23 protein-coding genes are annotated in these 25,655 nt (G+C 59.8%); 8 read left to right on the top strand and 15 right to left on the bottom strand.

What is annotated here, in order from left to right:
• Positions 1-71: 71 nt before the first annotated feature.
• Positions 72-1,463, bottom strand: a complete 1,392-nt coding sequence (locus R4P64_RS13915) for a glycine--tRNA ligase (protein WP_172936683.1) — start codon at positions 1,461-1,463, stop codon at positions 72-74.
• A 198-nt stretch (positions 1,464-1,661) separates the two neighbouring features.
• Between R4P64_RS13915 and R4P64_RS13910 the strand changes: the two genes are divergently transcribed.
• On the top strand, positions 1,662-2,045 hold the full coding sequence (locus R4P64_RS13910; RefSeq protein ID WP_033233027.1) for an ArsR/SmtB family transcription factor: 384 nt from the start codon (positions 1,662-1,664) through the stop codon (positions 2,043-2,045).
• A complete protein-coding gene (locus tag R4P64_RS13905) occupies positions 2,042-2,488 on the top strand; it encodes a Fur family transcriptional regulator (RefSeq protein WP_230590059.1) in 447 nt (148 codons plus the stop codon). Before R4P64_RS13910 ends, R4P64_RS13905 begins: the two co-directional genes overlap by 4 nt.
• On the opposite strand, the gene R4P64_RS13900 is transcribed toward R4P64_RS13905, so the two are convergent.
• The 6 genes from R4P64_RS13900 to R4P64_RS13875 all read right to left on the bottom strand — a co-directional run bounded on the left by R4P64_RS13900 (position 2,485) and on the right by R4P64_RS13875 (position 6,479).
• Positions 2,485-2,922 (bottom strand): GNAT family N-acetyltransferase, encoded by a 438-nt coding sequence (locus R4P64_RS13900; RefSeq protein WP_033233025.1) that lies wholly within the window; start codon positions 2,920-2,922, stop codon positions 2,485-2,487. The genes R4P64_RS13905 and R4P64_RS13900 overlap by 4 nt on opposite strands.
• Positions 2,923-2,955: 33 nt before the next feature.
• The gene (locus tag R4P64_RS13895; protein WP_092808652.1) at positions 2,956-3,375 is read right to left on the bottom strand and encodes a YbjN domain-containing protein; all 420 of its coding nucleotides are present in this window, start codon (positions 3,373-3,375) and stop codon (positions 2,956-2,958) included.
• Positions 3,372-4,190 carry an isoprenyl transferase gene (locus R4P64_RS13890; RefSeq protein WP_092808653.1) on the bottom strand — a complete coding sequence of 273 codons (819 nt, stop codon included), beginning with the start codon at positions 4,188-4,190 and terminating at the stop codon, positions 3,372-3,374. The genes R4P64_RS13895 and R4P64_RS13890 overlap by 4 nt, the downstream gene beginning before the upstream one ends.
• Complete coding sequence (gene recO / locus R4P64_RS13885; RefSeq protein WP_033233019.1) at positions 4,147-4,962, bottom strand: DNA repair protein RecO; 816 nt, start codon at positions 4,960-4,962, stop codon at positions 4,147-4,149. The genes R4P64_RS13890 and recO overlap by 44 nt, the downstream gene beginning before the upstream one ends.
• A gap of 41 nt (positions 4,963-5,003) precedes the next feature.
• Positions 5,004-5,993, bottom strand: a complete 990-nt coding sequence (locus R4P64_RS13880; RefSeq protein ID WP_317821277.1) for a diiron oxygenase — start codon at positions 5,991-5,993, stop codon at positions 5,004-5,006.
• An 87-nt stretch (positions 5,994-6,080) separates the two neighbouring features.
• The gene (locus R4P64_RS13875; protein ID WP_033233015.1) at positions 6,081-6,479 is read right to left on the bottom strand and encodes a nuclear transport factor 2 family protein; all 399 of its coding nucleotides are present in this window, start codon (positions 6,477-6,479) and stop codon (positions 6,081-6,083) included.
• A 150-nt stretch (positions 6,480-6,629) separates the two neighbouring features.
• Between R4P64_RS13875 and R4P64_RS13870 the strand changes: the two genes are divergently transcribed.
• Positions 6,630-6,908, top strand: coding sequence for a DUF1876 domain-containing protein (locus tag R4P64_RS13870; RefSeq protein ID WP_092808655.1), 279 nt, complete (start codon positions 6,630-6,632; stop codon positions 6,906-6,908).
• A 17-nt stretch (positions 6,909-6,925) separates the two neighbouring features.
• Here the strand turns inward: R4P64_RS13870 and dinB are convergent, their stop codons facing one another.
• Both dinB and R4P64_RS13860 read right to left on the bottom strand, forming a co-directional pair.
• Positions 6,926-8,146: a DNA polymerase IV gene (gene dinB / locus R4P64_RS13865; protein WP_317821610.1), complete on the bottom strand. Its 1,221-nt coding sequence runs from the start codon at positions 8,144-8,146 to the stop codon at positions 6,926-6,928.
• Positions 8,147-8,584: 438 nt separating this feature from the next.
• Positions 8,585-9,730, bottom strand: a complete 1,146-nt coding sequence (locus tag R4P64_RS13860) for a hypothetical protein (protein ID WP_317821276.1) — start codon at positions 9,728-9,730, stop codon at positions 8,585-8,587.
• Positions 9,731-10,401: 671 nt separating this feature from the next.
• Here R4P64_RS13860 and R4P64_RS13855 point away from each other — a divergent pair.
• The 4 genes from R4P64_RS13855 (at position 10,402) to R4P64_RS13840 (ending at position 16,112) form a co-directional block, all read left to right on the top strand.
• Positions 10,402-11,343 (top strand): hypothetical protein, encoded by a 942-nt coding sequence (locus R4P64_RS13855; RefSeq protein ID WP_317821275.1) that lies wholly within the window; start codon positions 10,402-10,404, stop codon positions 11,341-11,343.
• 481 nt (positions 11,344-11,824) lie between these two features.
• Positions 11,825-13,924: an ATP-binding protein gene (locus tag R4P64_RS13850; protein ID WP_317821274.1), complete on the top strand. Its 2,100-nt coding sequence runs from the start codon at positions 11,825-11,827 to the stop codon at positions 13,922-13,924.
• Positions 13,925-14,199: 275 nt separating this feature from the next.
• Complete coding sequence (locus R4P64_RS13845) at positions 14,200-15,225, top strand: zinc-dependent alcohol dehydrogenase family protein (protein ID WP_317821608.1); 1,026 nt, start codon at positions 14,200-14,202, stop codon at positions 15,223-15,225.
• Complete coding sequence (locus tag R4P64_RS13840) at positions 15,222-16,112, top strand: universal stress protein (protein WP_045067003.1); 891 nt, start codon at positions 15,222-15,224, stop codon at positions 16,110-16,112. The genes R4P64_RS13845 and R4P64_RS13840 overlap by 4 nt, the downstream gene beginning before the upstream one ends.
• A 35-nt stretch (positions 16,113-16,147) precedes the next feature.
• Here the strand turns inward: R4P64_RS13840 and R4P64_RS13835 are convergent, their stop codons facing one another.
• From R4P64_RS13835 to kdpF, 6 genes are all read right to left on the bottom strand, one after another.
• Entirely contained in the window at positions 16,148-16,828 is a 681-nt protein-coding gene (locus tag R4P64_RS13835; RefSeq protein WP_033233006.1) for a response regulator, read from the bottom strand.
• A complete protein-coding gene (locus R4P64_RS13830) occupies positions 16,825-19,350 on the bottom strand; it encodes a sensor histidine kinase KdpD (protein WP_317543505.1) in 2,526 nt (841 codons plus the stop codon). Before R4P64_RS13830 ends, R4P64_RS13835 begins: the two co-directional genes overlap by 4 nt.
• A gap of 7 nt (positions 19,351-19,357) precedes the next feature.
• A complete protein-coding gene (locus R4P64_RS13825; RefSeq protein WP_317821273.1) occupies positions 19,358-20,008 on the bottom strand; it encodes a potassium-transporting ATPase subunit C in 651 nt (216 codons plus the stop codon).
• A 6-nt stretch (positions 20,009-20,014) separates the two neighbouring features.
• Positions 20,015-22,012: a potassium-transporting ATPase subunit KdpB gene (gene kdpB / locus R4P64_RS13820; protein ID WP_230590070.1), complete on the bottom strand. Its 1,998-nt coding sequence runs from the start codon at positions 22,010-22,012 to the stop codon at positions 20,015-20,017.
• Between the two features lie 113 nt (positions 22,013-22,125).
• The gene (kdpA, locus tag R4P64_RS13815) at positions 22,126-23,811 is read right to left on the bottom strand and encodes a potassium-transporting ATPase subunit KdpA (RefSeq protein ID WP_045066999.1); all 1,686 of its coding nucleotides are present in this window, start codon (positions 23,809-23,811) and stop codon (positions 22,126-22,128) included.
• Entirely contained in the window at positions 23,811-23,909 is a 99-nt protein-coding gene (kdpF, locus tag R4P64_RS13810; protein ID WP_317821272.1) for a K(+)-transporting ATPase subunit F, read from the bottom strand. The genes kdpA and kdpF overlap by 1 nt, the downstream gene beginning before the upstream one ends.
• Positions 23,910-24,226: 317 nt before the next feature.
• On the opposite strand from kdpF, the gene R4P64_RS13805 reads away from it, so the two are divergent.
• Positions 24,227-25,651, top strand: coding sequence for an amidase (locus tag R4P64_RS13805; protein ID WP_317821271.1), 1,425 nt, complete (start codon positions 24,227-24,229; stop codon positions 25,649-25,651).
• Positions 25,652-25,655: the final 4 nt, after the last annotated feature.

The raw sequence follows: 25,655 nt of genomic DNA, 5'->3' as shown, positions 1-25,655 counted from the left end.
GAAGGCCGCCGGGAACAGCAAACGGGCGGCCTCCCTCGTTATCGAGGAAGGCCGCCCGAGACGGATACGGCTTAAGAACCGATCAGTCGCGTCGCAAGGTAGCTCTCGACCTGATCGAGTGCGACGCGTTCCTGAGCCATGGAGTCACGCTCGCGAACGGTGACGGCCTGGTCTTCGAGGGTGTCGAAGTCGACCGTGATGCAGAACGGGGTGCCGATCTCGTCCTGACGACGGTAGCGGCGGCCGATGGCGCCGGCGTCGTCGAATTCGACGTTCCAGTTCTGACGCAGTTGCGCTGCAAGATCTTTTGCCTTTGGCGTGAGATCCGCATTGCGCGAGAGCGGCAGGACAGCGGCCTTGACCGGAGCGAGACGACGATCCAGGCGCAGCACCGTGCGCTTGTCGACGCCACCCTTGGCGTTGGGGGCTTCGTCCTCGGTGTACGCGTCGACGAGGAAGGCCATGAGCGAACGGGTAAGACCTGCGGCCGGCTCGATGACGTACGGCGTGTAGCGCTCGCCGGTTGTCTGGTCGAAGTAGTTCAGCTCGGTGCCCGAGTGCTTGGAGTGCGTCGAGAGGTCGAAGTCGGTGCGGTTCGCGATGCCCTCGAGCTCACCCCATTCGCTGCCCTGGAAGTGGAAGCGGTACTCGATGTCCGTGGTGCCCTTGGAGTAGTGCGAGAGCTTTTCCTTCGCGTGCTCGTACAGGCGCAGGTTGTCCTTGTTGATGCCGAGGCCGGTGTACCAGTCCAGGCGGTAGTCGATCCAGTACTTGTGCCACGCGTCGTCCTCGCCGGGCTTGACGAAGAATTCCATCTCCATCTGCTCGAACTCGCGGGTGCGGAAGATGAAGTTGCCTGGGGTGATCTCGTTGCGGAAGCTCTTGCCGATCTGGCCGATGCCGAACGGCGGCTTCTTACGCGACGTGGTCAGCACGTTCGCGAAGTTCACGAAGATGCCCTGCGCGGTTTCGGGACGCAGGTAGTGCATGCCCTCTTCGCTCTCGACGGGGCCGAGGTACGTCTTGAGCATCATGTTGAAGTCGCGCGGTTCGGTCCACTGGCCGACGGTGCCGCAGTCGGGGCACCCGATGAGGTCCATCGTGACGTCGTCCGGGTTGTCGAGCTTCTTCTTCTCCGCGTACGCCTCCTGCAGGTGATCCTGACGGTGACGCTTGTGACAGTTGAGGCACTCGACCAGCGGGTCGTTGAAGACGCCGACGTGTCCGGATGCAACCCACACCTCGCGGGGCAAAATCACCGAGGAGTCGAGGCCGACAACGTCCTCGCGGCTGGTGACCATGTTCCGCCACCACTGACGCTTGATGTTCTCCTTGAGCTCGACACCCAATGGGCCGTAGTCCCATGCGGACTTGGTGCCTCCGTAGATCTCACCGCACGGGTAGACCAGGCCTCGCCGCTTGGCGAGATTGACGACGGCTTCGATCTTGGACTTGGGTGCCACTGGATTGCTCTCCATCTGGGTAATAGATGCACGGTTTTCCTGCGCTTTTTGCATGTCCAGACTAACCGGCCCCGGAAGTGGACTTCGCGCCACGGTTGACATGCGTACTTGTGCATATCAAAATGAATGTGATTTGCAATAGTGTGGTCTTATGGCTACGCAGGAACGTTGTGACACACCCCTCGAAGGAGCCTCGCTGTGAGCATTGCGGATACCGGCGATCTCCACAACCACCATGATCACGACGCGCTCGATCACACACATGACCCGTTCGAACCCGTCCCCCCAGCCGTGGTTCCACCCAAGGAAACTCTGGCTGCGGCCGGTGAGATCCTGCGAGCGCTCGCCGCACCTGTCCGCATCGCGATCGTGCTCCAACTCCACCAGTCGCAGCGGTGCGTCCACGAACTTGTCGGCGCCCTCGGCGTCACCCAACCGCTCATCAGCCAGCACCTTCGTGTCCTGAAGGCTGCGGGCGTCGTGCGTGGCGAACGCCACGGACGCGAAGTTCTCTATCGACTGGCCGACGACCATCTGGCCCACATAGTCGTGGACGCTGTCGCCCACGCAGAAGAAGGATGATCACCACCAACATGAACACCACCGGTCAGTCTGCATTCAAGCGCAGCGCCACTGTCGGCATTCGATCGACCAAACAGCGCAGCGCGATCTCCGCACTGCTCGACGACATCGGCGAGTTCAAGTCGGCGCAAGAGCTGCACGATGAACTGCGCAAGCGTGGTGAAGCCATCGGCCTGACCACCGTCTACCGAACCCTGCAGACCCTCGCCGACGCCGGAACCATCGACGTCCTACGCACCGACACCGGTGAATCCGTCTATCGCCGTTGCTCTTCCGGCCACCATCACCACCTCGTGTGCCGCAATTGCGGCTACACCGTGGAGGTGGAAGGCGCGATGGTCGAGCAGTGGTCACAGACCATCGCCGACGACAACGGTTTCACCGACGTCAGTCACACCGTCGAAATTTTTGGTACCTGCCGCGATTGCGCGGCCGCGACTTAATCAGCCAGCGAAAACCGAAGCAGATTGGATTCGCGCGGCTCGAAACCGAGTTTCCGGTAGAGCTGATTCGCGGCTACCCGCGAGCTCCTCGAGGTCAGATCCACAGTGCGGGCACCGAGCTCCTCGGCGCGAGCGAGGGCTGCTGTGGTCAGCGCGGATCCGACCTGTCGGCCTTGAGCCGCCCCGTCGACCACAACGTCCTCGATCCAGGCGCGGTAGCCGGTCGGGGTCGGAAAGACGACCAGGGTCAGCGTTCCGACGATACGACCGTCGAGCCTGGCCACGAAAAGTGTGTTCGTGGGGCAGGCCACAACCTTCTCGAGCGACGCCGCGGTGACTGGTGGCGCCGACTTCGACAGCTGCGGAATGAGTCTCGCGCAGGCTTCAACCAGCTCGTCGGTGACTTCGCAGGCCTTGTGGATCTCGAGCGTCATGGACTACTCCTCGAAGAATCGGTGCGTTCAGGTTTAAGGAAGTAGTCCCTGTCGAGCCGTATCGGCTCCCGTGAGCGCCAGGAGCAGCATCGTAGTGAGCGCTTCGTCTTCCAGTCCCGCTGCCGGGAACGTGTACCGCAGAATGACATCTGCGAGACTGCCGTGCCCGAACACCGCGATGGATCCGAACTGGATGGTGCGGTTGCGCTCGGCTACCTTGCGGTGCAGCGCGGCGCTGACCGGTCGGTCCCACGCCAGCACGCACGTCATCGACAGAACGTCGAGGCCTTCGGAGAGGTTCATCGCCTGAACCGAGCACAATGCGCCGGAGTACTGGAAACCCAGTGAACCGTCGTCAGCCACGTCGACGGTCACAAAATGTGCCAGCGCTTCGGCGGCACGCTCTTGCAGTCGCGCGGCGTTGTCGGTCTCAGTCATATTTTCACCTGTCATTTCACTCCACCAAATCGGCGGTCACGTGAGGCATATTCGACACACGCGGCCCACAGGTCACGACGATCGAAATCGGGAAACAGCTTCTCCTGGTACACCATTTCGGCGTACGCGGACTGCCAGATCAAGAAGTTGGACGTACGCTGCTCCCCTGAGGGGCGCAGGAACAGGTCGACGTCCGGCATGTCGGGTTCGTCGAGGTACTTCGCAACGGTGGCCTCGGTGATCTTGTCTGGATTGATCTCGCCGGCCGCGACCCGCTTGGCGATTTCCTTGACCGCGTCGGCAATTTCGGCGCGCCCACCGTAGTTGACGCACATCGTCAGGTTCATCACCGTGTTGTTCTTGGTGAGCTCTTCGGCGATCTCGAGTTCCTTGATGACACTCGCCCACAATCGTGGCTTCCGGCCCGCCCAGCGAACCCGAACGCCCATCTCGTTCATCTCGTCGCGTCGACGACGAATGACGTCACGGTTGAAGCCCATGAGGAAACGCACCTCGTCGGGGCTGCGCTTCCAGTTCTCGGTGGAGAAGGCGTACGCGGAAAGCCACTCCACGCCCATCTCGATGCACCCGCACACCGTGTCCATCAGTACGGCTTCGCCGCGCTCGTGACCAGCTGTGCGCGGCAAACCGCGCTCCTGAGCCCAGCGTCCGTTGCCGTCCATCACCAGCGCAACATGGCGCGGGATCAATTCGGTTTGCAGGATCGGCGGTTTTGCTCCGGACGGGTGTGGGTCAGGGGGCCGGATCACCCGATCTGCAGCAGAATCAAGCGGGGTGCGCGGTTCGCGTCGTCGAATCACGCGTTCCATCCTGCCCCACCGCTGCAGCGCCCTCGACCGCCGCATGCGGCCTTGACCGTTCGATGAGCGGTAGCGTGCGCAATTGTCGCTCCAGATGCCACTGCAAGTGCGCTGCGACCAGGCCACTCGCCTGAGTGCGCAGCGAGGTCGGCGCCACGTCGGTACCTTCCCACTCCCCCCGCAGCAACGCTTCCATCAGATCAAGGACACCGGGAGACGGAGTCGCAGATCCGGGTGGGCGACAGTACGTACAGACCGCCCCGCCGGCCGCGACGTGGAAAGCGCGGTGCGGGCCGGGAGACGAACACTTGGCACATTCCCCGAGTGCGGGCGCCCAACCCGCGTAACCCATTGCGCGGAGAAGAAAAGCGTCGAGAACAAATTCGACGGGACGGCCCTGCTCGGCGATAGCCCGCAGGGCGCCGACAGTGAGCCGCTGAAGTTGCGGCGCCGGTGCACGTTCTTCACCGGCCAGCCGTTCCGCGGTTTCGAGTACCGCGCAGGCCGTGGTGTACCGGCTGTAATCGTCGACAATGTCGGTGGCAAAGGCGTCCACCGTCTGGACCTGCGTGATGATGTCCAGATTTTTACCCGGCAGGAGTTGGACGTCGACATGCGCAAACGGTTCGAGCCGCGCACCGAACTTGGAGGTAGTTCTGCGGACACCCTTGGCCACGGCACGCACCAACCCGAATTGACGGGTGAGCAACGTGACGATGTGGTCGGCTTCGCCCAGCTTATGCAGGCGCAGCACCACCGCCGTGTCTCGATACAACCTCACCGAACAAGTGTCCCACGCGGCACCGACGGTTTATACGACCGCTAGCGACGGGATTTTGTCCAACGCCTCGGTTCACCGCGATACCGGGCCCTGTCACCGGCGATTCCGAACTTCTTCCAAGCCCGCCGCGAGACTGGATTCATCAGCCCCAACTCGTCTGCCAATGCGCGCATTTCACCGAAGTAGTTACCCAGGATTCGGCGCGAGGTAGGACTGTCCCAAAATGCTTCCCGGATCACCGAGTCGGGGATGTCGAACTTTTCCGCAAACTCCTTCGGCGGTGCCATGATTTCGCCGGACAGCCAACGCATCGCGCCGGGGAAGGCGACAGACGTCATCGCACGGCCGAATGAACTCAGTCTCGGAACATGCGTGCGCAGGAAATCATGCGCGAAGGAAATGTGCCTGGCCTCTTCCGCGATGTGAATCTCCATGGTGCGCAACATCACCGGGACGGTGTCCTTGCCTTCGCGGATGAGGTCCTTCTGGAAGTGATCGATCGGTTCCTCACCGGCCAGGATGCCGATGAAGAAGATGACCGGGAACCTAGCGCCCAGCAAGCCGACATACGGAGACATTCGGCGAAACAGCGGGCGCATCCCCGGTACGTCGACGCCAACCCGATTGACGAATTCCTGGAACATCTGAATGTGATTGCACTCTTCGGTCATCTCGTGCAGGCAATACCGAAACTCCGGGGATTGGTTCGGCAACGCCATGATGTAGTCCATCATTCCGCGAATCAGGATGCTCTCGAACGCCGAACCCACCTTGGTGACGTTGGCCTGGCGCCACTTCCCCATCGCGATGCGACGCTCGAGGGACTGCTCCTGATACCAACTCGTGGCACCGAGCGGATCGGATATCGACGACAGCACCCACCGGGGGTCGTCGGGATCGATCGCGTATTCCGGTGCATCCCAATCGATGTCGAGATAGGGGTCGAACCTCCTGTGCACCGAGCCGTCGGACAGCGTCGCCAGCAACTCGCGGTACGACTGGTCCATGGTGATCGATGTCGACCTGGCCATCGGTGTCTCCTCACAGTGCCTGTAACTCGATGTGGCTCAACTTAGTGCTACGGCGAGTCTCACACAACCCCTATGGCGTCGACGTGCTCACTTCAGCTCATTCATCGCCTCTTCCCGAATACGCGGAAACTGCTCACCCATGGCGGCAGCAAGAGCATTGGCACCTGACAGCGGCCGGACCATCACCGTGAACTCGTCGATCAGCCCGTCGTCGTCGAAATGCAGAAAGTCGCAACCGTTTACGAGCTTGCCGTCCACTGTTGCCTCGAAGACCAAGGCATGATCGCGCCCATCTGCCGACTCGATCTCGCGCACATACCGGAAATCCTCGAACACCCGCATCACACCGCGCAGGATCGACGCCGTGATCGCCTTGCCGGGATACGGCATGAAGGCAACAGGACTGGTGAAGACCACGTTGTCAGCGAGCAGCGCCTCCATGGCGTCGGTATCGCGCGCTTCGACAGCACTTCGGAAGGACTTCATGGTGACTCCTCGTCATGGGGTTGTTCGGCGGCCAAGTAATCATGCGCGCTGCGACGCCCACCCACGCAGCAATCGAAGACCGTCGTTCAGCCCTATCGCACGCGTCACTCGACCGAGGACAATGGAACGTACGCCGAAGGGGGTCACATCATGAACGAAAAGCACTGGTCGGTGGATATCACCATCGACGAACACACATCCGACACGGCAAACCGAACTCGCGCGATTGCCCGACTGCGGGCGCAGGAAGACACGCATTTCGCAGGAGCTGGTTTCGCGCGCTGCAATCCCGCCGACCGAGACGTACCCGAGATCGGTGACGAACTTGCGGTCGCGCGCGCTTTGGCCGACCTTTCTCGTCAATTGATCGAGGCCACAACTTCTGATCTCGCAAGCGCTACGCACGAAACAATTCGGCTGACGTCCTGACGCTGCTGCGCGAGCGGCTAGTCCGGGAGCAGCGGCACCGAAACGTCGGGATCGCGGCCGATCAGCACTGCCCGCGTGAGCGCCCCCGAGCCGAACTTCTTCCGCACACTGTCCATCGCGGAGTCGAGGGCAGCGGTATCCGGCCCGCCGTCGAAGGACAGTTCCAATTGCTCCGCGCCGCTTCGGTCCAGATTGGATACGGCAACACCGATCAGCGTGATGCCTTTGTCGGCGATGAGTGGCGCCGCTTCACTCAGCAGCGCCATCGCCGCATTCAACAGATCTGTGGTTTCCGCCGTCGAACGGCGCAGCGTGTGGGAACGGGTTGCCCGCGTGAAATCGCCGAAACGGAGCCGGAGTGTGACGGTGCGGCCGGTTTGTTGCGCGGAGCGCATGCGCCGCGACACCCGATCGACCAGCGACATCAACGACACCTCGAGTTCGGATCGTGAGTGCACACCTCGACCTAATGCGTGCTGAGCGCCCATCGAGCTTCGGCCGCCGTACGCACGCACCGGCCGCGGATCCCGGTTGTGCGAGAGCGCGTAAAGGTGTCGGCCGGCGCCGCGACCCAGAATCGACACGATGGACGACTCGTCATGCCGCGCGATGTCCCCCACCGTCGCGATGTCGAAATTCCGCAGCTTCTGCGCCGTGATCTTGCCGACGCCCCACAGCCTTTCCACGGGCAGCGGATGCAGGAATTCACGCTCACCGTCCGGTGGCACCAGCAGCAATCCGTCGGGTTTGGCATAGGCACTGGCGACCTTTGCCAGGAACTTCGTGCGGGCAATGCCGACGGTGATGGGGAGGCCAACCTGCTCGGCCACGTCTCGTCTGAGGTTGGCGCCGATCTGCAGTGGCGTGCCGACAATGCGTGCCAGTCCCCCGACTTCCAGGAAGGCTTCGTCGATCGAGATCCCCTCTACCAGCGGCGATGTGTCATGAAAGACCTCGAATACGTCCTTGCTCGCCTGTGAGTACGCGTCCATGCGCGGCGGAACGACAATTGCCTGCGGACACAACGTACGCGCCTGACCACCACTCATTGCGGTCCGGACCCCGAACGCTTTGGCCTCGTAGCTGGCCGCCAGCACCACACCCCCGCCCACGATGACGGGTCGCCCGATCAAACCAGGATCGTCTCGCTGTTCGACGGAGGCGTAGAACGAGTCGAGATCGGCATGCAGGATCGTGGCGTCACCGGACCGGTGATCGCCGCGAGCATCTGACGACATCGACACGAACAGATGTTCGCACAGGCCACCGACATATCTGATCTGGCGAAGATGCGGGCGCCGTCAACTAACTTCTAATCGCTCTGGCCCCGCGAGAAAAATCTTGTTAGTCGATCGACAACGGACACCAAGTCGGCACAATCGGACCACAAACGCCCTCCACAAACCAACCTGCCATTGACTGCCAGCAAGTGCTAACTCCGTGTTGTTAAGGTGCCGAATGTTGCTCTGTCCATGGGACTTCGATGTACGAGGTATGAACTGACGTTGTTGTTCGACTTCGCGATGCCACTCAGGTAGGCGTCATGACTAGTTCGGTCATCCTAATGGTCGCCGCCCGATCCGGGTGAAACCGTTGACTGGAACGCTTCCAGAAATCTGCCGATGCAACCCTAGAACGAATTTGCCGTCATGCTCGATAAGTGTAATCCGACCCTTCTATTCACCCGGTTCGAACTCCGCCATATCTCCACCCTCCAAAAACTCGCGAATAAGGTCATTACCACGAAACCATTTGAGTAGGAGCATTGACCATTGTTGAGTGGTAATAACTCCGTCGATTCGAAACACTTTACGATATAGGGCGTTCTTCGTTACACCTAGCCCGAAACTGCCGCACGCCTGATTCCTCAACAGATCCGCGTAGGATTCTTCCTCAAATACTTTTACTGCACCATCACAGTGAACAAAGCCAGAAATTTCGGGATCTCGAATTGAGTGAAAATATCTAATAAGAACCTTACCATCGACGCGCGACCAATTCTCGGAAACTCGTTCCTCAACCTCAATATGTTTTAGAAAAATATTTGATGATCCATCAATTCTGGATTCAGATCTCACGATCGCATAATCATAGGCCGCCCGTCCGGAATGCTGATCAAAATCACCTTTCACTACCGTTCCATTCGAGTGCAGATCGTCCAGCCATCCTTCGGACGGCATATTCCTAGGACCGAAAACGTGATCTTTCTCGAAGTGCGGCAGCCAATGATCTGCAGGCATTAGGCGACGCTCATCCAACGCAATTCTGGCTATATTGCTAGGATGGCTCGCCTCCACTCTTAAAATTTCTTCAATAAGCTCAGTATTCATACGGCCAACGTACGAACGTCGAAGTAACTGATGATAATGCACCATATGCCCATCCACTCTACCAATTTGACTATCTCCGTCCACTGCATTTACCGGCACAAGCCCATACTTATCAAGCTTCGCAAAAAGGTCCGGATGCTCAGCAAAAACTCTACTGTCCTTACATCCTCGATCAAGTACAACTTCTGGAATAGCAGAGTAGAATGGAATCGCTGCTTCCTCAATGATCATTTGGCCAGGTGAGTCAAAACCATCGGAAAAATATTCGCTTAAACCTACTATCGCAAATTCATCAAGCGAATCGATATACGAATTAACCTTCAGCAGAATTTGAGTATTTAATTCTTCAACAATTTGGCATACCCCCAGTCCAAGAAAACTGGGAGGAACCGCATAGTCAAGCATCGCTTGGATCAGGTCGTCGAATACCCGGTCATCAACCATTGCGTCCCGTAGAATTTTCCGTGCGTCGAAGTGCTGGGAGTATGACATCCGGCAACTATCCCATGGTTTGGTTACAACTAGTACCAGAACCGCAAGCAAGAATGAATTGCATTCCCTCCCCGTCGCGACAGGACAGGTAGATCTGCATCCTGAAGGAGCCGACAGAACTATCTGCTACTTAGCTTCACCCTGTTCACTATCGACTTCGAGCCTAACCATCGAAAGATATGTCCGCGGTGCTGTTGCTGGACTGGAAGTCGTGGATTCCCCCCATATGCGACACAGAACCTGCACCACCCACCGCCTCAAGTCAGACCGGCATGGCCAGCGAGGCCGAACGACGGGCGGTTGCCAGGCTGCTCCAAAACCGATCGCTTCAATCACCATTCGACAACGCACCGTCTTTCAGGTACTCCATATACTGTCACCTAGGCGGATCCTGACTCAGCTGCGAACCGCAGGACAATAGATCGCAAGTATTGGGCAGCAATGACGTCATCAACTGCTCGAAATAGCTCCAGAATCACTGCCGACCAATAACTCACAAGTCTCTATCAAACCACGAGGTTCAGTCTGCTAGCCGATCATGCGGGGCATGGTTGCGCACTCCGACTGCACAGGCTCCGTCATAGTCGACTCACGATCAGTGGCCCCACCACTCGCGACGATTAACACAGCCCTGCACGCCTTACGAAGATCTGTGCAGTAACGTCCTCCTAGTGATCCCCACGATGACGCTTCCGGTGCCTGACAGTCTCGATGGTCCCGCTTGGCAACGTCTCTGTTATCGAATGCTTCGGCAGCACCACGGCGCAAAGCTCGTTGAGGTGCCCGACACGGTCGGCGGCGACGCGGGGCTTGATGCATTTACGACCGATGGAATTGTATATCAAAGCTATTCTCCGCAGGAGCCGCTAACTCCAAAAGTCCGATATGAAAAGCAACGAGATAAAATGACAGTTGATATAGGAAAGTTCATCAAAAACCAGGAAAAAATATCACGCCTATTTGGCCCTACCGTTGTGATCAACCACTGGGTGCTCCTCGTTCCCCGTATCGATGATCGGCGACTGTTTGAACATGCACTCGCGTCCCAGACACCGCGGATCCGTGAGGAAAAACTTCCGTATGCTGGCAATTCTATTGTAGTCACTGCAGAAACACCGACCGCATACGAAGCAGCATACCGTTCCATCGTCGAGAATCGCCTAGCGGATTTACACCTCCCAAGTCCTCGAAAACCTGATTTCGCCGCGATTAATTCGACAGACGTTCAGATACTAAAGGACAAACTGCAAAAAGTCCCCCTAGTTTCCGCCAACGGAGCATATCGAGAGAAACTCGTCAATCAATTACTTTCGTCATACATAGCAGGACAGGATCACCGTGCATGGATGTCCGATCATCTAACCGAGATGGAAGCGGATCTTGATGATCAGTTTGACGAACTCGAAGCACTCCTTGAGAGCGAGTATCCTCTCGATGGCGATGCCCCCGAAGCCCTGCTGAAGCGCGTGCTTAATGAAGCACGAGAGCGAATTACCACTGTTGCGCCAAATGTTAAACCCAAAGATAGAACAATAATCGCGCAGGGCCAAGTGGCTGATTGGCTCATGAGGTGCCCACTGAACTTCATCGGGCCGGAGGACAATTCCGAATGACGATATCCGATACCGACGATCAGCTTCAATCGATCGAGTCTTCGCGGGTTAGCTTCGTTCGACAACCCAAGGCCATTCCCGCGCATCAACGAATAGCATACCGGATATCGTTACTAATATTGATAATCTCACATTTTCGCGGCAAATCCGCCTCAATTACAAATTTACATCTATTTATGTGGGGAATGCGCTCTGCGCGCACTCGCCAGATGCTGGCATCGTGGTGGAGTGGGGCAAGACCCCCAGGAGTTTCTTCCTTACGAATCGACCCAAGGCTGGCAGTCACACTAAATATTGCCACAGTCGACAACCTCCTGCGCATCACGATATCGTCGGGCCGCGTTACTCTGACTGAATCGGGACGCGAAATTCTAAACCTCATAAACGAAGACGAAGATTTAATGCAGATCGAAAAAGAATATCTAAGAAATTTTTCAAAACTGAGCGATACAGAACTGTCTCGACGTCTGGGGGTTTACTTGTGAAAGCTATAGTGCGTGCAGTTCACCTCAACGTCGAGACCGAATCTGGAAGACTAAATCGCACGATAAAATTCGAAAATGGTCTAAACATAATCCGAGGAAGGAATAGCGCAGGAAAAACTCAGGTTTTACGCGCAATATGCTGGAGCCTAGGCGTCGAGTCCATGTTCGGACCGATTCGGAAAAATTCTTCGATAATGGGAAGCGTCTTTAACGATGAGGCAATGCTCCCAGCGGGAACTACCTCAAAGGTTATTGAATCCTATACAGCAATCGAACTGGAAAATTCCCTGGGCGCCATAATGACGACCAAAAGGTTCGTAAAAAATAGAGAAGTAGAAAAGGATCTAATTCATGTTTGGCAAGCACCAGTTATTACCGAGGGGGTAGATCCTGGAAGAGCAGCCGACTACTTCGTTAATCGCGCTGGATCGGCACGCGGCGAATTCGGTTTTGCGCGTCTACTTGCCGAATTCCTGGGATGGAATCTCCCAGAGGGGCCTCGTTACACAGGTGGCGAATCCGTTCCACTATATGTGGAATTACTTTTTCCGTACCTTTACGTGGACCAAAGAGACTGGGGCGACGCCGGCCCCCGCCGAGTCACACACCTTCTCGTCCGCGAACCTTCTCGACGTGCGGCAGAGTTCCTACTGGGATTGCAGGGACCCCAAGCTCAGTCAGAGCGGGATCGATTGGCCTCTCGCATGGACGAACTTCGAGGCGCCTGGGAAAGAAGCTTCACAGCTGCAGGGACAGCAGCTCGTATTTCTGGCACTCGAATAGTAGGGGTACCTAAATGGCCAGCCGGATTGCGCGACAAGTCCGTACAGCCAACCAATCTAGAGGGAACTTCTTTAGTCGTCTTCCATAACGGTGAATGGCTCGACTACTCCGAAGTCGTCGCCCAACTCGAAGCTCGAACGGTGGTTACAACGAACCGCGTCGACCCACAGGCACCCAGTCTCATTCCCTCACACCTCCAAGACCAGCTGACGATCGCTGAGGAACGATTATCGTCGACCTTGGCAGCAGCAGCGGTGGTCGATCAAACGCTTACCCTCAACGAGGGCCAAGTTTCCGCTCTCGACCGAAGAATCGCTGCACTGACAGAAGAACGAGATCGCTACAAGGATCTAAAGACACTCAAGCGACTCGGAAGCATCCAAACAAGCAATCACCTAGCGGACTCTGATTGCCCGACTTGTCACCAGTCCCTGCTGTCGGTCGAAGCCGAAAGTTTGGGCCCGGTCCTAGATATAGAGGAATCTGCCACTATTGTAATTGCGCAACTTAAGACACTTAATTCAATGCGTCAGCATGCTATACTTTCCATGCAAGAATCTAGAGATGCCTTTACGGGTCTTCAGCATGACGCAGACGATTCAAGAATACTAATTCGCGCCATTCGCGCAGATTTAATTGCTCCACCTAATTTCCCCACCGAGTCCGAAATTGCAGACAGAATATCGGCAGAAGTTCGTCTCGCTGAACTTGAACGAGTTGGACAAGCGATCAATTCAGACATTGACAATCTAGAATCGATAGCCATACAAGTCGCCAGCACACGTGCAGAGATTCAGAACCTGCGCACTAACGGATCCAACGATGATTCATCCCGGATACAAGAAGTTGAACTCAAGATGCAACAACAGCTTGAAGAATTTGGGTTTCTGAGCTACTCAGCTGCGAAAGTTGTGATTGACGATGAAACACTACGCCCAGTGAGAAACGGTTTCGATCTGACGACGGACGTTAGCTCAAGCGACGTTGTTCGCATCAAGATCGCATATCTGAATGCAATTCGAGAAGTGGCCACCGAGGTCCAGTCACCCCATCCTGGACTGCTGTTTCTAGACGAGCCTCGCCAGCACGAGATGGACGAAGAAAACTTCCGTCAGACTCTTCGCCGTTTATCAACTAGCTCCAAATCGCACGGCCAAGTTATCGTAACAAGTGCTGCGTCCGTTGAATCCCTGGCAGCACAAGTCGGCGATGCCCCCGCCAACGTGATCGACCTACTGGATGAAAGACTTCTAATTCCAAATGGCCCAGGTAGCACTTTGGATTCCCAACCGATCTCCAACCAAGACAGCTAATCCTCCTAGACAGTTCTTCGGGTTTGGCTGACGGACCCGCCATTCAAATTCGTCTCCGGAAACTGCGTTGGATCCAGACCATTCCGCATGGCCTCGAGCACAATGGGGAATACGCCTGTCGTGCTAGGCCTTAGGTGTACACAGTGCGAACCCCTTCCGCAGCACACCGGAGCGAGGCACGATTAGGGGAGAGGTACGACGGCTGGACCCGCAGCGATTGACGATCGGAGGCAACTGTGACCGACGTCCCTACCCGCCCCCGAACCCCTGTATCGATGGCCTCGTGGCAGGTACACCAGCCTGGGCCGGTCCGAACGCACCCATTGGTCGAGGTTCAGCAATCGCGGCCGGTGCCTACCTCGGGCGAATTACTGGTCCGGGTTCTCGCCTGCGGAGTGTGTCGCACCGACCTGCATATTGCCGAAGGCGAACTGCCCGTACATCGCGCAAACGTGGTTCCCGGCCACGAAATTGTCGGTGTGGTCGAAGAGGTCGGTACGGCGGTCGAGGACTTCTCCCCTGGCGATCGCGTCGGAATTCCGTGGCTGCATTCCACGTGCGGCGAGTGCGAGTACTGCTTGCGCGGCCGGGAGAACCTGTGCCCGAACTCCACGTACACGGGCTGGGACATCGACGGCGGCTACGCCGAATATGCCGTGGCGACAGCCGAATTCGCGTTGCGCTTGCCGGACGGGTACAGCAATGCCGAAACCGCACTGCTGCTGTGCGCCGGCATCATCGGATTTCGGGCACTTCAGCGCGCCGAGGTCCCCGATGGTGGGCGACTGGGGATTTACGGTTTCGGCGGGAGCGCACACATTGCCGCGCAAGTCGCGATTGCGCGGGGCGCAGAAGTCCACGTCATGACGCGCAGCGAATCGGCGCGCGCACTGGCCTCTCAGCTCGGCGCAGCCTCGGTGCAGGGTAGCCGCGACCGTCCACCCACTCCGCTGGATTCAGCCATCCTCTTTGCTCCCGCCGGAGATCTGGTTCCGACTGCACTCACCGCGCTGAACCGTGGCGGAATCCTGTCGATCGCCGGGATACACCTCTCCGACATACCGAGCCTGAACTATCGGCACCACTTGTTCTACGAGCGCGAAATTCGTTCGGTCACCGCAAACACACGGCGCGATGCTCGGGAGTTCCTCGCGTTTGCCGGCGAGCACCACCTCGAAATCACCGCCAACACGTATCCGCTAGCCGATGCGAATCGGGCCTTGGTCGACCTGGCCGAGGACCGAATTACCGGCGCTGCCGTCTTACTGCCTCAACTTGTCGACTCAGGAGGACGAGCATGAATGCACCAATTGTCGTGGGAGTGGACGGTTCGACGCGCTCGTTGGACGCGGTTCGCTGGGCGTCGCACGAGGCAGTTCTCCGCCGGCGGCCTCTTCATATCGTTGCCGCGATCCGCGGCGAACCGAGCACGTACGGAAACGCTTTCACTCTCGCTGCGCCGCAGTTTGCCGCGAAGCGCCGGGAAGGAAAACTCAGACTGTCCCGTGGCCGAGCGGCGGCGCTGCCTGCAACAGGTGACGGCCCGGTTGTCACCGAACATCTCGGTTTCGGTCACCCCGTCGACATTTTGCTCGAACAATCAGCGGACTCCGCAATGCTGGTCGTAGGCTCGCGTGGCCTCGGCCGGTGGGCTGACGGGATCCTCGGTTCCGTCAGTACCGCGATCGTCTTGCACGCCCGGTGTCCGGTGGCCGTGATCCGAGAACTACCCTCGGAGGACGAACCGGCGCGAGGCCGTCCCGTTGTTGTCGGCGTCGACGGCAGCGAACACAGCGAACCTGCACTGGCCCAAGCCTTCGAAACGGCGTCGCTGCACGGCGTCGAACTTGTTGCCGTCCACGCTTGGAGCGACTCTCACCTGTCCACAGCATTCCGCACCGATCCCGACGGCGAGTCTCTCGACTGGGATGCCGTCGCTATTGCCGAGCACGCAGTTCTCGCCGAACGGCTTGCCGGATGGAAGGACCAGTATCCCGACGTCGTCGTTCGTCGAGTTGTGGTGCACGACAACCCTGCTCAAGAGCTGATCACCGAGTCGAAGTCTGCGCAATTGGTTGTTGTCGGCCGACGGGGACGCGGCGGTTTCAAGTCCATGTTGCTGGGCTCGACAAGTCGAAACCTCTTACACCGAGCGCTGTGTCCGCTGCTGATCGTCACGCACCCCTGAGCCGACACCACCCGAATTCTCACACCACCGAGCTCTCACACCACGAAGCGGTAACCCATCCCCGCTTCCGTGATCAGGTGCTTGGGGTGAGCCGGGTCGTCTTCGAGTTTGCGACGCAGTTGAGCCAGATAGACCCGCAGGTAGTGGGTCTCGGTGTCGTAGGCCGGTCCCCACACCTCACGGAGAAGTTCCTTCTGCCCGACCAACTTTCCGCGGTTGCGCACCAGCATCTCGAGCATTCCCCACTCGGTGGGCGTCAGATGTACCTGCTCGCCGCGCCGACTGACCGTCTTCGCCGACAAATCGACGGTGAACGAGGCCGTCTCCACCGACGGTTCCGACGTGTCAGTTGCCGATACTCCTCGTCGGGCCGCCGCGCGCACCCTCGCCAGGAATTCGTCCATCCCGAACGGCTTGGTGACGTAATCGTCCGCACCGGCATCCAACGCTTCGACCTTGTCTGCCGAGTCGGTGCGTGCCGACAACACGATGACCGGCGCGGTACACCAGCCACGCAGTCCGGCAAGCACTTCGGTGCCGTCCATGTCCGGCAGACCGAGGTCGAGAATCACCACGTCCGGCGGCCGTTCCGCTGCAGCGCGCAGCGCCCCTGCTCCGGTGGACGCCGTCACCACGTCGTATCCACGCACAGTGAGGTTGATGCGTAGTGCCCGCAAGATCTGCGGTTCGTCGTCGACAACCAGTATCCGGCTCATGACTCGCTTCCATTCGTTCCTGCACCGGCCAGTTCGACCATCATCGTCAACCCACCGCCCGGAGTGTCGGTGGCACTGACCGTTCCGCCCATCGCGTCGACAAATCCGCGAACCACGGACAGTCCGAGCCCGACGCCGCCCGTGTTGTCGCGATCCCCCATTCGCTGAAACGGCTGGAACATCGATTCGGCTTCGCCGCGCGGTACACCGGGGCCGGTATCTGCGACGGTGATGACGGTACGGTCTCCGACACGTGCTGCTCCCACCCGCACCGGAGTTCTGCCGCCGTATCGCAAAGCGTTGTCCACGAGGTTGGCGATCACTCTCTCGAGCAAACCCTGATCAGCTTGCACGGCAACAGTACCCACGTCGACGATCACACTGTGGGATCGGGAGTCCGACCTGCCGCCGATGCCTAGTCCGAGCAGCGCCCGGTGAACAACTTCGTCGAGGTATACCGCCCGCAACGTCGGCTTGACCACTCCCGCAGCCAGTCTGGACGAATCGAGTAGGTTGCCGACCAAAGCGGTCAACTGATCCGCAGACTCCTCGATGGTGGCCAGTAGTTCTGCCGTGTCCTCGGGTGAGAACTCGATGTCGTCGCTGCGCAAGCTCGACACAGCAGCCTTGACGCCGGCAAGCGGTGTCCGAAGGTCATGGCTCACAGCCGAAAGCAATGCTCGGCGCAGTTGATCGGCCTCGGTCAGTGCCGCCGCCTTGCTCGCTTCGACCGTGAGCTTGTCCTGACGGATCATGCCGACCGCCTGGTGCGCGACAACGGTCAGCACCCGTCGGTCACGCGCACTCAGCTCCGGCCCCGATAGCAGTAGCGCGTATTCGCCGTCATTGACCTCGCACACGGTATCCGCGTCAGCCTCACGTGTCGGCGGTTCTGCACCCACTGCCGCGACTACGCCGTCCTCATGATGCACCACCGAAACCCCACGTTGACGGTAGATTTCGCGAGCTTTCTCGAGCAGCGTGGACAGGTCGGCGCCGCGGAGAACCGACCCCGCAAACAGTGTCAGAAGTTCCGCTTCCTCCGAAGCGCGCTTCGCTTCCCGCGCTTTTTTGGCGGCCGCATCCACCAGAACGGCCACTGCCACAGCCACTATCAGCAGAACGACCGTCGTGATGAAGTTGTCGGGTTCGGCAATCGTGAAGCTGTATTTGGGGTCGGTGAAGAAGTAATTGAGCAGTAGTCCCGATATCAGAGCAGACACCATGGCCGGCCCAACACCACCGAGTAGCGCGACCAGAACCACCACCACGAAGAACAACGCGTTTTCGCCCTGCACACCGGAGATCCGGTCGATCAGACCCATGAGTCCGGCTGCGGCCGTCGGAACCACCACTGCCGCAATCCACGACAGCAAGCGGCGCTCGGATCGGCCGAACAACGAGATCCGACGGCGGACGGTCGCTTCCTCGTGGGTGACCATGTGCACGTCGATGCCGCCGGACTGCTGAACGACCGCCGCGCCGATCCCCTCGTCGAGAATTCGGGCCAACCGTGACCGCCGCGACGTCCCCAAGACCAACTGCGTGGCGTTCTCCTCACGCGCGAACTCGAGGAGCGTCGACGGTACGTCGTCGCCGACCACGGTGTGCAGTGTTGCGCCCACTCCGGTTGCCAGTGCGCGCACCTTTCCCATCTCCGGTGCCGAGACACCGGTGAGGCCGTCGCCGCGAACGACGTGCACCACCATGAGTTCGGCACTCGACTTGGAGGCGATCCGAGAAGCGCGTCGTACCAGGGTTTCCGACTCCGGTCCCCCGGTCACCGCAACGACAACGCGCTCGCGCGCTTCCCAGGTGTCGGTGATCTTGTTCTCGGCCCGGTACTTCGCCAGCGCCGCGTCCACCTGATCGGCTACCCACAGAAGCGCCAACTCGCGTAGCGCGGTGAGGTTTCCGCGCCGGAAGTAGTTTCCGAGGGCCGCGTCGACTCGTTCGGGGGCATAGACGTTTCCGTGGGACAGTCTGCGTCGCAATGCTTCCGGAGTGATGTCGACCAACTCGACCTGCGCCGCACCGCGCACAATTTCATCCGGAACCGTTTCCTGCTGTGTGACCCCCGTGATGTGCGCGACTACGTCGTTGAGGCTTTCGAGGTGTTGCACGTTGACGGTCGAGAGGACGTCGATTCCGGCGTCCAACAACTCCTGCACGTCCTGCCACCGCTTGTGATTCTTACTTCCCGGTGTGTTGGTGTGCGCCAATTCGTCCACCAACACCAAGGCGGGACGACGAGCCAGCACCGCCTCGACATCAAGTTCCGGCATCCGTGTGCCCCGATATTCGACCAGCTTGGGCGCGATGATCTCGAGGTCGCCGATCTGCTCGGCGGTGCGGGCGCGGCCGTGTGATTCCACAACGGCCGCGACCACATCGGTTCCACGGGCCCGGCGGCGATGAGCCTCACCGAGCATCGCAAAGGTCTTTCCGACGCCTGGCGCTGCGCCGAGGTAGATGCGCAGTTCACCTCGTTTGCGCGTACCGACCTTCTCAGAAGAACTCACGTGACAATCATCCACCAGCAGTCGACGTGGCACACGTAGGCGCCGTCAATCCGAGAGCAAGATTCAGTTCGAGGACGTTGACGCGCTCCTCACCGAGGAAGCCCAACTGCCGCCCGTCGGTGTGCTCGCTCACCAATTCCCGTACCGCGTCTTCGGATATCCCGTTGGTCGAGGCAACCCGGGGCACCTGCAGCAGCGCGTAAACCGGGCTGATGTGCGGATCGATGCCCGAGCCCGAACCGGTGACGGCGTCAACGGGGACGGACGACGGGTCTACACCCTCGCGATCCGCGATGGCGGCCCGACGCTCGGCGATGAAGTCGGCAAGAATCTCACTGCTAGGCCCCTGGTTCAAGGGCAACGCAGCGGCGGGATCACCCGTTGCAAAGGGGTCCTCGTCCGCAACCGAGCCCACAACCCGGTTGTGGAAGAACGGGTCGCGCGCTCCCTCCGGCACCTGCGGATCGACGCCTACCCAAGCACTTCCGACTACGCACCCGGCCGCATCGGTCACTGGTGATCCTTCAGCGGAACCGGAACTGATCCGGCCAACTCCCCAGACCGCGGCGGGATAGATCACGCCGAGAATCACGGTGAGCGACAGCAGCACCAGAAGGCCCGCCCACACCTGTTTGGCAAAACCGATAGTGAAACGCATGGCAGGTCACCCAATCCCGGGAATCAAACGAACAACAAGATCGATCAGCCAGATACCGATGAACGGCGTGATCACACCGCCGAGTCCGTACACCAGCAGATTTCGGCCGAGCAGCGCCGACGCCGTCGACGGCCGGTATCGAACGCCCTTCAGGGACAGTGGAATCAGCGCGATGATGACAAGCGCATTGAAGATCACGGCCGAGACGATTGCCGACTCGGGAGTGGCCAGTCGCATGATGTTCAGCGCATCCAACTGCGGGTAGATACCACTGAACAGAGCCGGCAGAATCGCAAAGTACTTCGCGAGGTCGTTTGCCAGCGAGAACGTGGTCAACGCGCCGCGAGTGATGAGCAACTGCTTGCCGATCTCGACGATCTCGATCAACTTGGTGGGATCGGAATCAAGATCCACCATGTTCCCGGCCTCTTTGGCCGCCGAGGTACCGGTGTTCATCGCGACGCCGACGTCCGATTGCGCCAGTGCGGGAGCGTCATTGGTACCGTCGCCGGTCATCGCCACGAGGCGACCACCCTCCTGTTCCTTTCGGATCAGGGCAAGCTTGTCTTCCGGCGTTGCTTCCGCCATGAAGTCGTCCACACCAGCTTCGTCCGCAATGGCCTTGGCGGTCAACGGATTGTCTCCGGTGATCATAATCGTGCGGATTCCCATGGCGCGCAGTTCCGCAAACCGCTCTGCCATACCGGGCTTGACGACGTCCGAGAGTGCGATGACGCCCAGAACCGACGCTTTCTCACCCTCTGCCACAGCCACAACAAGTGGTGTACCGCCCGCCTGGGCTATCTCGCCCACGGAATCGGTGACGGCAACATCGACTGTTCCGCCGTTTCGCGCAATCCAGCCCAGGACGGCATCGGCCGCGCCTTTGCGGATCTCGCGACCAGGCAGGTCCAGTCCACTCATACGCGTCTGCGCTGTGAACGGAACGAACTCTGCCCGGTTCTCGTCCGCTGTCGGTTCGGTTCCCAGGCCGAACTGTGCGGCGCACAGTTCGACAATGCTGCGCCCCTCGGGAGTTCCGTCCGCAAGGCTCGACAACCGCGCTGCGGCAGCAAGCTCGAGCGCCGAGACACCCGGAGCGGGATGCAGCGCCGTGGCCCGGCGATTACCGAAGGTGATGGTTCCGGTCTTGTCCATCAACAGTGTGTCGATATCCCCGGCAGCTTCGACGGCGCGTCCCGACATCGCAAGCACGTTGCGCTGCACCAGACGATCCATCCCGGCGATGCCGATAGCGGACAGCAGTGCGCCGATCGTAGTCGGGATCAGGCACACCAGAAGGGCGATCAATTTGATCGGATCCTGCTCGTGGCCGGCGTACAACCCCATCGGACCGATTGCAACGACCGCGAGCAGGAAGATCACCGTGAGCGACGCAAGCAGGATGTTGAGCGCAATCTCGTTCGGTGTCTTCTGACGCGAAGCGCCCTCGACCAACGCAATCATCCGGTCCACAAACGACTGGCCGGGTGCCGCCGTGATCTCCACGACGATGCGGTCGGAGAGTACCGTCGTACCACCGGTGACGGCGCACCGGTCACCACCCGATTCGCGGACCACCGGTGCGGATTCGCCGGTGATGGCGGACTCGTCGACTGAAGCGATACCTTCGACGACATCGCCGTCGCCCGGTATGACCTCACCCGCCACCACGATCACCCGATCGCCGACAACGAGGTCGGTACCGGACACCATCTCGATGGCACCACTCTGCGTGATGCGATGGGCAGTGGTGTCCTGCTTCACCTTTCGCAGACTGGCGGCCTGCGCCTTACCGCGCCCCTCGGCCACGGATTCGGCGAGGTTGGCAAAGATCACCGTGAACCAGAGCCACAGTGTGATCACCCAAGAGAAGACGGACGGTTCGGCAATCGCCATGACCGTCGTGATGACGGAGCCGACGAACACTACGAACATCACCGGATTGCGGGCGAGATGCCGCGGGTCGAGCTTGCGTACGGCGCCCGGTAGTGCAGTGATCATCTGCCGCGGGTTGAACGCGCCGGCCTTGACGTGGTGGGAATGGACGGCGCCGTCGACGCTGTCCACCGCCACAGGTTTTTCTTCGGTATTGAGGGTCGCTTCGGTATTCATGGTCATTGGAGCGCCTCCGCGATAGGGCCCAGTGCGAGGGCCGGGAAGAATGTGAGTGCGGCAACCAACACAACGGTGCCGGTGAGGAGTCCGGTGAACATCGGCCCCGACGTGGGCAGGGTACCGACGGTGGGCGCCACCTTCTTCTGCGATGCCAATGATCCGGCCAATGCGAGCACAAAGATGATGGGCAGGAAGCGGCCGAACAGCATGGCGATACCGAGCGAGGACTGGAACCAGTCGCTCGTGACGGTCAAACCGCCGAATGCGCTGCCGTTGTTGTTCGACGCCGACGCGAAGGCGTACAGCACTTCACTGAAGCCGTGGATGGACCCCGGCGAACCCGGATCTCCGCCGTTTCCTTGATATCCCAAGGTCGACCCGAGAATCACTGTGATGCCGGTGCCGATCAACACCAGCGCAGGCATCACCAGAATCGAGAGCGCTGCCAGGGTGATTTCACGTCGGCCGAGTTTCTTACCGAGGTACTCGGGAGTGCGGCCAACCAGGAGTCCGCCGACAAACACCGCGATCAGCGCGAGGACCAAGATGCCGTACAGACCGGTTCCGACCCCGCCGGGAGCGATTTCCCCGAGCAGCATGTTGAGTAGGACCGCACCGCCGCCCAAGGGAGACATACTGTCGTGTGCGGAGTTGACTGCGCCGGTGGATGTTCCGGTGGTGCTCACCGCGAACAATGCCGATCCGGGAATCCCGAAGCGGACTTCCTTACCTTCCATCATCGAACCTGCTGCGGTTGCGGCGACACCGCGAGCACCGGATTCAGCGGCCAATGTGACGGCCAGCAATCCGCTCCACAACAGACCCATCACAGCGAGCAGCGTCAGCCCTTGACGGCGGTCACTGACCATCGTTCCGAAAGTCCTTGTCAGACAGACCGGAATCAGCAGTATCGCCAGAATTTCGACGATGTTGCTGAGCGGCGTCGGATTCTCGAACGGATGGGCGGAGTTGGCAGCAAGGATTCCGCCGCCATTGGTTCCGAGTTCCTTGATCGCTTCCTGCGACGCCACCGGCGCAAGCGCATTGGTGACGGCATTTCCGTCGAGACCCGTCGACGCAAATCCGCTGTGGAACGACTGAATCACGCCCTGACTCAACAGGATCAGTGCGATCACAAACGAGAACGGCAACAGGATACGAAGGCATCCTCGTGTGAGGTCTACCCAGAAGTTCCCGATCTCACCGCCCCTCGCTACTCGGACGAAGCCGCGAACGAGCGCAATCGCCACCGCCATACCCACAGCTGCCGATACGAAGTTCTGAACAGCCAAACCCAACGGCTGAACGACATTGCTCATCGTCGTTTCCGGAGTGTATGACTGCCAGTTCGTATTGGCCACAAAGGAAATCGCCGTATTGAACGCCACCGCCGGGCTCACCCCTGACAGCCCGTCACTGAGCGGCAATACACCCTGTATCCGCTGAAGGAAGTAGAGCAGCAACGCACTCGCGAGCGAGAATCCCAGCACACTGGCGGCGTAGCCGTACCACGTCTGCTCAGCCCGTGAATCGATCCGGCCGACGCGGTAGATGACGCTCTCCACCCGCAGATCACGGGTCGAGGTGTACACCCGAGCCATGTAATCGCCAACCGGAACGTACGCGATCGCCAACACAATCAGAACAAACGCAATCTGCAGTCCGGCTGCCAGAGCGGGCGACATCAGAACCTCTCAGGATCTACGAGCGCAACAAGGAGATAAACAACCAGAGCCGCGGCCACGGCAATCAGCACGGCGCTGACAACACCGGCGACCGTCATTTGGGAGCGCTCGCTTGTAAGGCGCGAAGAACCAGTGCGCACACGAGAAAACCACCAAGAATCAGAGCAACGTAGGCCAAGTCGGCCATGAGCTTCCCTCTTCGACATCAAAAACCGTGCTGCAGTTCATCGCAGCCATGACGCACCAGGAGCGCTCTCCCAGCTTCGACCTGAAAATGTCGGCTTTGACGCTCTCTGACGATCCGTTTACACAGCGGACAACCGTCTTGACGGAATCTTGACGCGCCACCCACCGTCGTCGATACTGAAACGCGTTGCTGATCGGTCGCTCGATAAGTTCCGAATTAAGGAGTTCAATGCCGCCGAGACCGCATACGGAACTGCGCCATGCCCCTACCTTGATCGATCAGGTGGCCGGCCTGACGTCGGGCGCCACGTCGTCCGTAACAGCCACGACCGAGACACTCGACCGCATCGACGCAGCGCAGTCGACACTCAATGCGTTCAAGATCGTTCGCCGCCGGCAAGCTCTCGAGGAAGCCGCCGACGCAGACCGCCGGCTTGCCCGCGGCGAGCGACTCCCGCTCCTGGGCGTACCCATCGCGGTCAAGGACGATGTCGACATCACCGGCGAGCCCACTGCATTCGGTTGCCCCGGCGACTTCCCCGTCAAGACGGAAGATTCCGAGATGGTTCGACGGTTACGCGCCGCCGGCGCTGTCATCGTTGGAAAGACCAACAGCCCTGAACTAGGCCAGTGGCCGCTCACCAGCGGTAGCGCCTTCGGATACACCCGCAATCCATGGTCACGTGAGCACACTCCCGGCGGTTCGTCCGGCGGTACCGCAGCCGCGGTTGCGGCCGGATTGGTCAGCGCCGGAATCGGTTCCGACGGAGCCGGGTCGATCCGGATACCAGCGGCCTGGACCAATCTGGTCGGCATCAAACCACAGCGTGGCCGCATCTCCACGTGGCCCGACGCCGAAGCGTTCTACGGCCTGACCGTCAACGGACCACTTGCCCGCACGGTCGCCGACGCAGCCCTTCTCCTCGACGTAGCAGCCGGAAACCACGACGGCGACCTACACACGCCGACGCCACTCACGGTCAGCGACGCGGTCGGCCGCGATCCCGGAAGGCTGAACATTGCTCTCTCCCTGCGTAATCCGTTCACCGCTACACCGGTCACACTCGATCCCGAAGTGCGAAGGGCTGTATATGCCGTCGCCGACACGCTGCGCAGTCTCGGCCATCGCGTCGTCGTGGACGATCCCGCCTACGGACTGATCTTCGGCCTCAACTTCCTGCCACGCTCACTCGTCGGGGTACACGATTGGCTCGGGCGCCTCCCCGACCCGGCGCTCGCAGACCCGAGAACTCGCGGAAATGCACAGAGCGGCAAGCTACTTCGCGGGGCACCGTTGCGTGCCGCTCGCGCGGCCGAGCCGAGAATGCGCAGGCGCATCGGCGCAATCTTCGACAAGTACGACGTTGTCCTTGCGCCAACCACGGCAACTCCGCCGATCCCGGTCACCGCTATCGACGGTATCGGCGGCTGGCAAACCGACAAGGTGATGACTGCGGCGTGCCCGTATGCCTGGCCATGGAATGTCCTCGGGTGGCCCTCGATCAATATCCCCGCGGGATTCAGCAGCGCCGGCCTGCCGATCGGAGCACAATTGATGGGTAGCGAGAGCACTGAGCCGTTGCTGGTTTCGCTCGCCTCGCAATTGGAGTCGGTGCTCCGCTGGGATCAGAGTCGTCCTCAACAGTGGTGGTGAGCCC

The organism is Rhodococcus sp. IEGM 1366 (assembly GCF_033142425.1).
GTDB classification, from domain to species: domain Bacteria; phylum Actinomycetota; class Actinomycetes; order Mycobacteriales; family Mycobacteriaceae; genus Rhodococcus_F; species Rhodococcus_F globerula.
The sequence above is the reverse complement of the archived record's forward strand: the minus strand, read 5'-3'. Positions and strand labels throughout refer to the sequence as shown.

Bases quoted from the DNA above. Each gene is read 5' to 3' on its own strand.
- R4P64_RS13905 (WP_230590059.1), top strand. From the start codon at position 2,042: ATGATCACCACCAACATGAACACCACCGGTCAGTCTGCATTCAAGCGC.
- R4P64_RS13900 (WP_033233025.1), bottom strand. From the start codon at position 2,922: ATGACGCTCGAGATCCACAAGGCCTGCGAAGTCACCGACGAGCTGGTT.
- R4P64_RS13895 (WP_092808652.1), bottom strand. From the start codon at position 3,375: ATGACAGGTGAAAATATGACTGAGACCGACAACGCCGCGCGACTGCAA.
- R4P64_RS13890 (WP_092808653.1), bottom strand. From the start codon at position 4,190: ATGGAACGCGTGATTCGACGACGCGAACCGCGCACCCCGCTTGATTCT.
- R4P64_RS13880 (WP_317821277.1), bottom strand. From the start codon at position 5,993: ATGGCCAGGTCGACATCGATCACCATGGACCAGTCGTACCGCGAGTTG.
- R4P64_RS13875 (WP_033233015.1), bottom strand. From the start codon at position 6,479: ATGAAGTCCTTCCGAAGTGCTGTCGAAGCGCGCGATACCGACGCCATG.
- R4P64_RS13870 (WP_092808655.1), top strand. From the start codon at position 6,630: ATGAACGAAAAGCACTGGTCGGTGGATATCACCATCGACGAACACACA.
- dinB (WP_317821610.1), bottom strand. From the start codon at position 8,146: ATGTCGTCAGATGCTCGCGGCGATCACCGGTCCGGTGACGCCACGATC.
- R4P64_RS13860 (WP_317821276.1), bottom strand. From the start codon at position 9,730: ATGTCATACTCCCAGCACTTCGACGCACGGAAAATTCTACGGGACGCA.
- R4P64_RS13845 (WP_317821608.1), top strand. From the start codon at position 14,200: ATGGCCTCGTGGCAGGTACACCAGCCTGGGCCGGTCCGAACGCACCCA.
- R4P64_RS13840 (WP_045067003.1), top strand. From the start codon at position 15,222: ATGAATGCACCAATTGTCGTGGGAGTGGACGGTTCGACGCGCTCGTTG.
- R4P64_RS13835 (WP_033233006.1), bottom strand. From the start codon at position 16,828: ATGAGCCGGATACTGGTTGTCGACGACGAACCGCAGATCTTGCGGGCA.
- R4P64_RS13825 (WP_317821273.1), bottom strand. From the start codon at position 20,008: ATGCGTTTCACTATCGGTTTTGCCAAACAGGTGTGGGCGGGCCTTCTG.
- kdpB (WP_230590070.1), bottom strand. From the start codon at position 22,012: ATGATCACTGCACTACCGGGCGCCGTACGCAAGCTCGACCCGCGGCAT.
- kdpA (WP_045066999.1), bottom strand. From the start codon at position 23,811: ATGTCGCCCGCTCTGGCAGCCGGACTGCAGATTGCGTTTGTTCTGATT.
- kdpF (WP_317821272.1), bottom strand. From the start codon at position 23,909: ATGACGGTCGCCGGTGTTGTCAGCGCCGTGCTGATTGCCGTGGCCGCG.
- R4P64_RS13805 (WP_317821271.1), top strand. From the start codon at position 24,227: ATGCCGCCGAGACCGCATACGGAACTGCGCCATGCCCCTACCTTGATC.